The sequence below is a fragment of the Streptomyces sp. NPDC088157 genome, from assembly GCF_044741545.1.
Taxonomy (GTDB): Bacteria; Actinomycetota; Actinomycetes; order Streptomycetales; family Streptomycetaceae; genus Streptomyces.
This window is the reverse complement of sequence record NZ_JBIUSU010000017.1, coordinates 69,780-79,388: the sequence shown is the minus strand read 5'-3', so window position 1 is coordinate 79,388 and position 9,609 is coordinate 69,780. Positions and strand designations below refer to the sequence as shown.

Here is a 9,609-nt window from a genome sequence, read left to right as displayed (position 1 = left end):
GCCGAGGGCATCGACATGGGCCCGTCCCCCACGGACGCCGCCCTCGCCGCTGATCTCGCCCTGCCGATCGAGGAGCTCGAGCTCACCGTTCGGTCGTACAACTGCCTCAAGCGTGAGGGCGTTCACTCCGTGGGCGAGCTCCTGGCGCGTTCCGAGGCGGACCTCCTGGACATCCGTAACTTCGGTGCGAAGTCCATCGACGAGGTCAAGGCGAAGCTGGCCGGCCTGGGCCTGGGCCTCAAGGACAGTCCGCCCGGATTCGACGCCACGGCCGCTGCCGACTCCTTCGGCGCCGACGACGACGCGGACGCGGGTTTCGTGGAGACCGAGCAGTACTGAACGCGGCGCAGGGCCGCCCCACCACGATTCAGCAGCTGGTCAGGGACTCCGGGCTGAACGAGGACATGGGGATCAGCCCACGGAACACCACGCCGTGCTCATGCTGTCCACCGGACTCATGGGCCAGGGCGGAGTCGTGGTCAAGGTCCTGCGATCACCTGCGCCGCACCGACGACGGCATCGACGAGCCGCTGCTGGACACAGGAGGCAACCCCAGCGCCGTCACCGACAGGCACCACGTCCGCGGCAGGATCTCGAGCGCCCGGACCTGGCTGCCCGCCAGACGCACGACGCCGCGGTCTGCTCCCTCTGCCTGAGCACCGGCAAGATCGGCGACCGCGTGCTGCCGGCGGCGGCAACTGGCGCCTGACGCCTCATCGTGCCGAGGCGAAAAACCGAAGGGTTCCCGCAAGTCACGTCCTTGCGGGAGCCCTTCGGTGTGCCGCCTGCAAAGGTTGAGAAGACGATCACGAGCGGGATGTCTGTGCGCTCGCGGTGACAGCGTCACGGCGTTGCCGCCCTCACGGCGCGAGCAGGGGACTGTCGCCGCTTTGCTTGGCGGCGGCGTAACGCCGGGCCGTATCCTGCCAGTTGACGACCGCCCACTTCGCGTCGATCCGACGCGGTCGACATCAGCAACCTTGCCGCAGCCGATCTCGGCCGCCAGATCACCAGAGCCGTGCAGCACCGGCTCATGCAGATCCAGCACCACTCGGCCCTGCTTGACGGCTGCCTCGCCGGCACCGGCTTGATCATGGACGGCTGACCCCGCGAAGCTCGTGTATGGCGAGTTCACGCAGGTGAGACAAGCCCCGCGCTCCCGGTGGCTCGTTGTCCCGGAAAAAACAAGAGCAACTCGTACAACCAACCTCCCTCTTCGCAGGTCCGATCGAGCGGCACGCACGGATGTGCGTGCCGCTCGGCTCATCAGGAAGGACTTCCTTGGTTTCCCCACGCACCGCCCGACGCAGTCTCGGCGCTTCCGTCGCCACCGTTCTCGCCGTGACGGTCGGCGCCGGCGTCCTGGCCTCGCCCGGGGCCGTGGCCGCTCCCGCTGCCCTGATCAGGGCCACCGGCGCCACCACCGGCGAGGCGAATCTGCCGCTCGGTGCCGAGATCGTCAGCACCGGCGACACCGGATACCTCACGTCCCGGATGGACGGCTCGGGCAACACGGTTCTGGAGTGGCACAAGTACGCCGACGGCTCCGTGCTGCCGATCAGCACGGGCACCGTGGGCCACGACAGCGCCTCCGACATCGTCGTGACCAGCGACGGCGGCAGCATGGTCTTCCTGAGGGACATGAAGGAAGGCGCCACCTGGTCCGCGTCCTATGACCTCGCGTCCGAGTTCAAGCCCGGCGCGAAGCTCGTCGGCGTGGTCGGCGACAACGTTTTCGTGAAGGTTCCGACAGGCAGCGGGGGCTACCACGAGCTGTGGCAGCTCGCGCAGGTCGACGGGGTCGCCAAGAAGACGAAGCGCTCGTCCAACTCCTACAGCATGGACTTCAAGGTCGTCGCCTCCACAAGCGACGTCCTGACAGTCCTGAGCAGCAACCGGGTCTTCCCGAGCTCGACGACCTTCCGGACCGAGTACTGGCAGACGCGCACCAGCGTCAACAGCGACGCGGTGATCGAGTCGGGCAGCAGGCAGAACATCGCCCCGTGGACCCAGGCCTCGACGGGCGCCTACAGCGCCGACTACGAGGCGTGGGTCGAGTACCGGGCCGGGGTCACCGAACTCGTCGTGGACGGGACCTATGTCCACCAGAGGTTCGCCATGGACAGCTCCATGAGTGGCGCCGTCATCGCCGGCATCACCAGGGACACGCTGCTCTACGGGGTCCCGGGCAAGGCGGCCGACGGGACGCCGAGCCCGCTGTACGCCCGGAGCATCACCGACTCCACCGCCGCGCCGTACAAACTCCTGGAGCACTTCTCCAGCGTGGCCCACGCGCCGGACGGCGGCCTGCTCGTGCGCGGCGCCACGGCCGACACCGACGGGCTGTTCCGGATCGGGGAAGGGAACGACGGCCTCCCGAGCGCCACGCTCGTGGCGGACACGGGCCGGATCACGGCCGTCAAGGTGACCGAGCCGAAGGTCCCCACCACGGTGAGCCTGGAGAAGCCGGGCACCACGGTCCCGATGGAGTGGACCCTGTCCCGCGCGAACGCCGCCGTGGACCTCACGCTCACGCACACAGCCACCGGCAGGAAGCTCACCAAGCGCCTGTCCCAGCCGGTCTCCGACAGCCGCTTCGCCTTCGTCTGGGACGGCGTCCTGGAGGGCATCAGCGCCCCGAACGGCGCCTACACCTGGCAGATCACCGCCACCCCGACCGACGGCGTCGGCGGCACGGCGACCGCCCAGGGGAGCTTCCAGGTCTCGCGCCAGGCCAACCCGCACGACTTCACCGACAACGGCTCGACGGACGTCCTCGCGCGCGACGCCTCGGGGGTGTTGTGGCGGGACGACCTCTTCGACTGGCTGTCGGGCAGCCGGGTGACCACGGCCAAGCGGACGAGGGTCGGTACCGGTTGGCAGGTCTACAACCAGATCGAGGCCGCGGGAAATCTCGCCGGCACCTCGCCGGGCGACCTCGTCGCCCGTGACGCCTCGGGCGCCCTGTGGATGTACCAGGGCAGGGGCGACGGCACCTTCACGACCCGCGTCAAGGTCGGCACCGGCTGGCAGATCTACAAGCAGATCACCGGTGGCAGCGACCTCACCGGAGACGGCCGACCCGACCTCCTCGCCACCGACGCCTCCGGCGTCCTGTGGCTGTACAAGGGCACCGGCAGCTCGTCCGCCCCCTTCTCCACCCGCGTCCGGGTCGGAGGCGGGTGGCAGATCTACAACCAGATCACCGCCGTCGGCAACATCGCGGGCACCACCGCCGGCGACCTCGTCGCCCGCGACGCCTCAGGCGTCCTGTGGATGTACCAGGGCAACGGCGCGGGCAAGTTCACCGCCCGCGTCAGGATCGGTTCCGGCTGGAACGCCTTCTCCCACCTCGTCGGCGCCGGCGACGTCACCGCCGACGGCCGCCCCGACCTGATCGCCTACGGCCCGAACGGCACGTACGTCTACCGCTCGACCGGCTCGACGACGGCCCCGTTCAACCGGCTGACGACCAACCTCTACGCGGGCGAGGGCACCAAGTTCAACAACATCGCCTAGAAGGGCCTGTCCGGGCGATCATGTGCGAAGCCACATGACCAGGGCGGCTGAGGTGGCTGTCCCGGGGACGACGTAGCGGCGTTTGTGGTCAGGTCGGCGGGGGTGACCGCGCTGCGCCGGGCCGGGCGGCACGCCGAGCCGTACCTCACCGACCGGTCCGCCGTGGTGCGGGCGTGCGCCCGGTGGGTGCTGCGACAGGGCGGCACCCACCCGGCACCGCTGTACCGCGCGCTGTGCGCCGACCCCGCGGCCCGACCCGCCGCCGCGGTGGGCCTCGGCGAGTGCGGGGTTCGCCAGGACGCGGACCTGGTCCGGGCGCTGCTCGCGCACCGGGCCCCCGGGTGCGTGCCTGCGCGGTGGCGGGACTGCGAGCGCTGGAGGAGGTGCGCGTCGACGACGTACGACCGCTCCTGGACCACCCGTCGGCGGCAGTGGTCCGGCAGGCCACCGCGGCTCTGCTGCCGTGGGCCGACCGCGTACCGCAAGAGCTACTGCGCGGGCTCCTGGCCGACGACCGTCCGCGCCACCAACGGGTCGCGGCGATCAGGCTGCCGCGGGCGGTCGGGGTGCAGGTCCGGGGCCGACTCGCGGCTCTGAGCTGATCCCACCGCACAGGCCCCAGTAGGACCGTTGCAGCACCAGCCCCCGAACAGCTCGACGCACTGCGGGAGCTCGGCATGGAATGGGCATGACGGGTACTGGTCGCCGCACCGTTCAGCCGTGGCCGGGGCGGATTCCCGTGGTCTCGTGCTGTGTCAGCGGGCTGGCGTCAAGCCCGCTACCCGGGACCGGGTTCGTCATGGTCCTTCGCCCCGTGCACACGCACGGCGTGCCGCTCTGCCCTTTACCGCCTTGACGAGGACATGATGGGAGGGTGGTCAGGTGATCGAGACGGTGTTGCGCAGTGAGGACCTACCGGTGGCCGATCGGTTCGAGTGGTGGCGGGAGTTGACCTCACAGACGCTCGCGCCCACGGAGATCACCAGCGACCATGCCGATGACTTCCGGGCCTGCGTCCGGCAGTTGGACCTTGGGGCCGTTCAGGTGTCGGTGCTGTCCTATCCGTCATTGCGCTCGCGTCGCACGCCTGCGTTGGTGCGTCGCTCCGATCCCGAGCTCTATCACCTGGCCCTGACACTGAGAGGCCGGCAGAGCATCTCCCACGACAGGCGTGACGCGTTGGTGGGGGTTGGCGATCTGCTGCTGTACGACACCACGCACCCATGGGACGCCTCGGCCTTCCCCGACGACGGCGGTCCGGTCGAGGGGATCGTCGTGAACGTGCCCCGTTCAGCGATTCCTCTTCCAGCGGTGAAGGTGGACCGCCTCCTCGGGGCGCCGTTGCCGGGCGACAACGGTATGGGGGCCCTCCTGTCACAGTTCTTGACCCGCCTGGCACCTGAGTCCGACTTCTGCCGGCCGCAGGACGCCATACGTCTGGGCGGGGTCACCGTGGACCTGATCACCGCGTTCCTCGCCCACCACACGGACACCGAAGACGGCGTTCCACCCGAGAGCCGCCGGCAGGCGCTGATGGCCGGCATCCACTCCTTCATCGAACGCAACCTGGGCGACCCGCAGTTGTCACCCGGCGCAGTCGCCGACTCGCACCACATCTCCGTGCGCTACCTGCACAAGCTGTTCCAGGCGCAGGGCGTCACCGTAGCCGCGTGGATCCGGCAGCGGCGTCTGGAGGGCTGCCACCGGGACCTCGCCGATCTGCAACTGTCCGACAAACCCATCGGCTTCCTGGCCGCACGCTGGGGCTTCGTCCACGCTTCCGAATTCACCCGCGCATTCCGCAGGGCCTACGGCATCCCGCCGAGCACGTATCGGCAAGAAGCACTCCACGGCAAACGGTGCACCGACCGCCAACTCCGGGCATCCAGGGGATCAGGCGATCCGATGCCCGGACAGCAGTAAATGCCGCGGCCTGCAGGCATGCATGCATTCGACACCCTGGTCCTGCATTTGACGGTCGGTTGATTTGGGTTGATCAGGTGATTTGGGTTGATCGGGGGCGTCCGCTGACGCCCCTGAACGGGCCGCGGGAACCGGGGCCCTCAGGAGAGAGGACTGGCGGGACGATGATCTGGACGGCGTTTTCGACGGAACACCTGTCGGGGACCGATCGATTCAACCACTGGGCAGCAATGATCTCCCAGGCCCACTTTCGCACCACGATGGCCAGCGATCACCTGGATGACTTCCTCGCCAGCTCCCAGGCACTGCACCTGGGCGACATCCAGACCTTCGCGCAAAGCTACCCGCCCATGCATGCGCGCCGGCCCGGCGATGATCCGGCAAGGTGATCCGGAGGTGTTCCAGCTCTGGCTCACCGTCCGTGGGGAGGTCGGGCTCAGCCAGTCGGGCCGGCACGTCGACGTCGGCGAGGGCGATCTGGTCCTCTACGACTCCTCCCGGCCCTGCCAGGCCCAGACCGCCGCCCGTGACCGCCCCGACGTCTCCTCACTGATCGTGCAGATACCCCGGGCCGGACTGCCCCTGCACTCCAACACCCTCGACCGGCTCGCCCTGACCCGCATCCAGGGACGGACAGGCATCGGCGCACTGTTCCGCCACTACCTCACCGACCTGATGAACCACGCGCCCCAGTACGAGGAGTGTGACGCACCCCGCCTGGCAGGCGTCACCCTGGACCTGCTGAGCGCCATGCTCGCCCAGACCGCCCGGACCGAGAACCTCCTGCCGTCCGAAACACAGCAAACGGTCCTGCGTACCCGGATCAACGCGTTCATCCAGCAACACCTGGCCGATCCCGACCTCACACCGGCCTCCATCGCGGCCGCCCACCAGATCTCCGTCCGCTACCTCCACCGGCTCTACCAAGGCCAGGAGACGACGATCGCCGACGGCATACGCCGCAGCAGACTGGAACACATCCACCCCGACCTGGCCGATCCCCGCCTCAACGCCCGTTCCATCAGCGCCATCGCCGCATGCTGGGGTTTCCCGGAGCCGACACATTTCAGCCGCGCCTTCAAGACGCTGTACGGCATCACCCCACGCGACTACCGCCACCAGACCCGGCACGGCGGGTTGCAGGCCGTGCGCTGAGTGCCAACAACCATGCACGCGATGCCAACAACCCGGTGACCTTGTCAGGCATGCTCACGCCAGAAACGAAAGATCGGTTGGCAGCGAGACGAATCACCACCGTCCTCGCGAACCGGCCACGATCAAGGGGCAGGAGCCTTTCCTCCTGCCCCTCCACGATCGCTAGAGAACGGAAGTCTCAGCAGTCATGAAATTCATCAAAAGGACGGCCGTGATGGCGTGCGCATCCGCGGCGGCAGTCATGGCATTCTCCGCGCCGGCCAGCGCCGCCACCACGCTCACTTTCATTGCCAACGGACCAGCCGACTGGGGCCGCGGCTGCGACATGACGACCAAGGGGTGGGGCACCTACAACTACTACGAGAATGGCGGCGTCAAAGGTGGCTACCAGGCATTCGCAGGTGGTTTCGACGCATCGGAGCGCGATACCTGCTCGGATGGTTACGGTGCGGTACTGCACCTGACCTACTTCAAGTGGAACGGCAGTTCATGGATTCCGGCGACTGCCGACCCGATCAAGGTGACCACCGGGGTGAACGACTATCTGTCGCACAGTTGGACCTTCAAAGACGTTCGCGATGTGAAGGTCTCCACCTGCAGGATTGACGGGGCTGGCGCACTCTCGTCGTGCACCTCGGCAACCTTCTACTAAGAAGTCATCTCATTTGGTGAGTCTGCGGTAGCAGATCAGGGTGCATGCGAGGCTTGTGAAGGCGAGGAAGTGTTCAGCCTTGCGCTCGTAGCGACGGTCGAGACGACGGCATCCAGCGAGCCAGGCCATCGTGCGTTCAATGGTCCAGCGGTGTCGGCCGAGCCGCTGCGAGGTCTCGACTCCCTTGCGGGCGATGTGATGCCGGATGCCCCGCTGAGATAACCATCGCCGCAGGTGGGAGCAGTCATATCCCTTGTCGGCGTGGAGTTTGCCGGGCTTGCATCGACGGGAGCCTCGGCGGGATCGGATCGGCGGTATGCCTTTCACGAGCGGGTCAGGGCCTGGCTGTCGTGGACGTTGGCACCGGAGATGCCGACAGACAGGGGCAGACCGGTCCGGTCGGTGATCAGGTGGATCTTCGAGCCGTGCTTGCCCCGGTCGACAGGATTCGGACCCGTCAAGTCCCCTTTTCACTGCCCGCATGTTCACCGAGTCGATTGCACAGCGAGACCAGTCCAAGTCGCCGCGTGCTCCGAGTTCGTCGAGGACCGGGCGGTGCCTTCGGCAACTGCTGTCACGTGCAGCCCGACGTCGCCACGAACACCAATCGCCGCCAGCACCTCACGGTCGCCGTGCCGACGCCGGCCGCCACCCTGAGGCCGTGACGGCGCCCCCGGCACAACCCGCCGGAACAGCTCTCACAACTCATCCGGCGCCAGCCACTCAACAATCCCCACCACAGCCGACAGCCTAGTCAGCCAAATGAGAGGGCCTCTTAAAAGCCGCTCGGGGTACAAACCGTTCCACTGGGCATTCACACTCGGTGAGTTGCCTGCGTGTCACGGCCAATGCCCTACCTACTCCTCCAACGGGGGCAGCGGCTGAGGGTTGAGAGCCACCTTCTCGGCCGCGGCCTCGTAGAGGCGAGCGGCGGCGCGGTACAGGTAGCGGCCCTCGTCAGCACCATTCACGTTGGCCGACATCTCGGCCAGGACCACCGCAGTGAGGATGTCGCGCAGCCATGGCGGGCGCGGCGGGTGGCCGGGCACGGGTGTCCCGCACCAGTCGTCCATGTTCTGCACCAACGTGGTCAGGCTCATATCTCCTCCTGGTGTCCGACCGTCAATTCTCATGGTGTTGGGGTGCCAGCCGGGATGCCGACTCCACCAACCAGTGACTCACTCGGGAAGCCGCCCCCTGAAGGGCTGAACTGATCGACCATCAATGAGTGGTCGTGCGGAGCCACCGCGAACTCAGGATTTAGGTTTCCAGAGTTGTTCTGTCGCAAGAAAAAAATCTGTGGACGAAACTGCACCAGCCCAGCTCTCGTCCCACTCGCTTGTTCGGCCCGGCCCAGGGCGAGGCCGAGCCAGATCTGGGTCGCAGGCGCGCCGGGCAGTTGCTGCCGCGTGTCGCCGGAGCGGTCGAACCGCGTGACCAGCTCACCGAACCGATAGACGCAGAACTGCGCGAAAAACTGCGAGGTTTCGAACGACGACCAGAAGCTCTGGTCCAGATCGAGGCCGAACCGCAGGTCGACCTCCTCGTCCGAGCCAAACGACGAATGCTGAGTGCCGTGGACGACATCGGTCCACGAGATGCGGCACAGCCGGGAATGGAAGGATCGATCAGCCATGATCATCCGGTGACCTCTTCGACTAAGCATGCTGCCCATAAGGCAGGAGAGGGGCACCGTGAGCCTCTGCGACCTGGCGCCACCTGCACGGTGCGCGACGGGCTCCACCGGCTGTTAAAAGTACCGTCTGCAGAGGCCCTGGCCTGAACGCCTTTACCACGACCGTATATCCGAAGTCCCTGGTCTGCATCTTGACGTCCGAGCTCGGACCACGATGTGTTAATGATGCAAAAGCCAGCCGGAGGGCCCCGCCTTGGCACGTTGTCGGTCGGTACGAGTGTGCCCGCATCAGGGGCCAAGCGCCCGAAGCGCGCTGGTCGTCCAGGACTCCGCTCGGTGCACGCCCCGGCGGCCACGGCGTCCCGCACGAAAGGTCCACACTGCCCGACGCGCCGCAAGCTTACGGGGCCATGATCACTCGCGCCAAAGCAGCTCCAGCCCAAAATCGCTCCGCCGCCCTCGCTGTAATAACTGCCGCCTCACGACTACCTCACGTTGTTGATTCAAATTGTGACAGATGAACAAAGTGCGGAAGCGTGATTTATGCAGCACTCAACATTCCAGCCCAAGAATAGCTCCAAGTTCAGCCATCGCGCAAAGATGCAAACCTTGGCTCCATGTGGTCTCCTTAAAGGGAGACATGTTCCCTGCCCTGCCGAGCAGGGTTCAGAGGCCACCGTAAGTCAAATCTCCGTTTCTAGCGAGCCGCCGGAGAGCCCCGCGC

At 67.0% G+C, this 9,609-nt stretch carries 9 protein-coding genes and 3 pseudogenes; 8 read left to right on the top strand and 4 right to left on the bottom strand.

What is annotated here, in order from left to right; translation table 11 throughout:
• Together ACIPFH_RS41950 and ACIPFH_RS41945 are read left to right on the top strand one after the other, a co-directional pair.
• The coding region (locus tag ACIPFH_RS41950; protein WP_401835196.1) for a DNA-directed RNA polymerase subunit alpha C-terminal domain-containing protein at positions 1 to 339 on the top strand (339 nt) is incomplete at its 5' end.
• A gap of 155 nt (positions 340 to 494) precedes the next feature.
• Positions 495 to 709, top strand: a pseudogene (locus tag ACIPFH_RS41945) (allantoin permease); the annotation flags it as partial.
• A 151-nt stretch (positions 710 to 860) separates the two neighbouring features.
• On the opposite strand, the pseudogene ACIPFH_RS41940 reads toward ACIPFH_RS41945, so the two are convergent.
• Positions 861 to 956: pseudogene (locus tag ACIPFH_RS41940) on the bottom strand (superoxide dismutase); the annotation flags it as partial.
• Positions 957 to 1,281: 325 nt separating this feature from the next.
• Here ACIPFH_RS41940 and ACIPFH_RS41935 point away from each other — a divergent pair.
• The 6 genes from ACIPFH_RS41935 (at position 1,282) to ACIPFH_RS41910 (ending at position 7,249) form a co-directional block, all read left to right on the top strand.
• Positions 1,282 to 3,519 carry an FG-GAP repeat domain-containing protein gene (locus ACIPFH_RS41935; protein ID WP_401835195.1) on the top strand — a complete coding sequence of 746 codons (2,238 nt, stop codon included), beginning with the start codon at positions 1,282 to 1,284 and terminating at the stop codon, positions 3,517 to 3,519.
• A 356-nt stretch (positions 3,520 to 3,875) separates the two neighbouring features.
• Positions 3,876 to 4,121, top strand: a complete 246-nt coding sequence (locus ACIPFH_RS41930) for a hypothetical protein (RefSeq protein WP_401835192.1) — start codon at positions 3,876 to 3,878, stop codon at positions 4,119 to 4,121.
• A gap of 280 nt (positions 4,122 to 4,401) precedes the next feature.
• Positions 4,402 to 5,442 (top strand): helix-turn-helix domain-containing protein, encoded by a 1,041-nt coding sequence (locus tag ACIPFH_RS41925; RefSeq protein WP_401835190.1) that lies wholly within the window; start codon positions 4,402 to 4,404, stop codon positions 5,440 to 5,442.
• A 164-nt stretch (positions 5,443 to 5,606) separates the two neighbouring features.
• Positions 5,607 to 5,831: a hypothetical protein gene (locus ACIPFH_RS41920; protein ID WP_401835188.1), complete on the top strand. Its 225-nt coding sequence runs from the start codon at positions 5,607 to 5,609 to the stop codon at positions 5,829 to 5,831.
• 7 nt (positions 5,832 to 5,838) lie between these two features.
• Positions 5,839 to 6,597 carry a helix-turn-helix domain-containing protein gene (locus tag ACIPFH_RS41915; protein WP_401835185.1) on the top strand — a complete coding sequence of 253 codons (759 nt, stop codon included), beginning with the start codon at positions 5,839 to 5,841 and terminating at the stop codon, positions 6,595 to 6,597.
• Positions 6,598 to 6,784: 187 nt separating this feature from the next.
• Positions 6,785 to 7,249 carry a hypothetical protein gene (locus tag ACIPFH_RS41910; protein WP_401835182.1) on the top strand — a complete coding sequence of 155 codons (465 nt, stop codon included), beginning with the start codon at positions 6,785 to 6,787 and terminating at the stop codon, positions 7,247 to 7,249.
• Between the two features lie 9 nt (positions 7,250 to 7,258).
• Here ACIPFH_RS41910 and ACIPFH_RS41905 read toward each other — a convergent pair.
• From ACIPFH_RS41905 to ACIPFH_RS41895, 3 genes and pseudogenes are all read right to left on the bottom strand, one after another.
• Positions 7,259 to 7,944: pseudogene (locus tag ACIPFH_RS41905) on the bottom strand (IS5 family transposase).
• 162 nt (positions 7,945 to 8,106) lie between these two features.
• Positions 8,107 to 8,349 (bottom strand): hypothetical protein, encoded by a 243-nt coding sequence (locus tag ACIPFH_RS41900; RefSeq protein ID WP_401835181.1) that lies wholly within the window; start codon positions 8,347 to 8,349, stop codon positions 8,107 to 8,109.
• Between the two features lie 29 nt (positions 8,350 to 8,378).
• Complete coding sequence (locus tag ACIPFH_RS41895; protein WP_401835178.1) at positions 8,379 to 8,891, bottom strand: hypothetical protein; 513 nt, start codon at positions 8,889 to 8,891, stop codon at positions 8,379 to 8,381.
• Positions 8,892 to 9,609 lie beyond the last annotated feature (718 nt).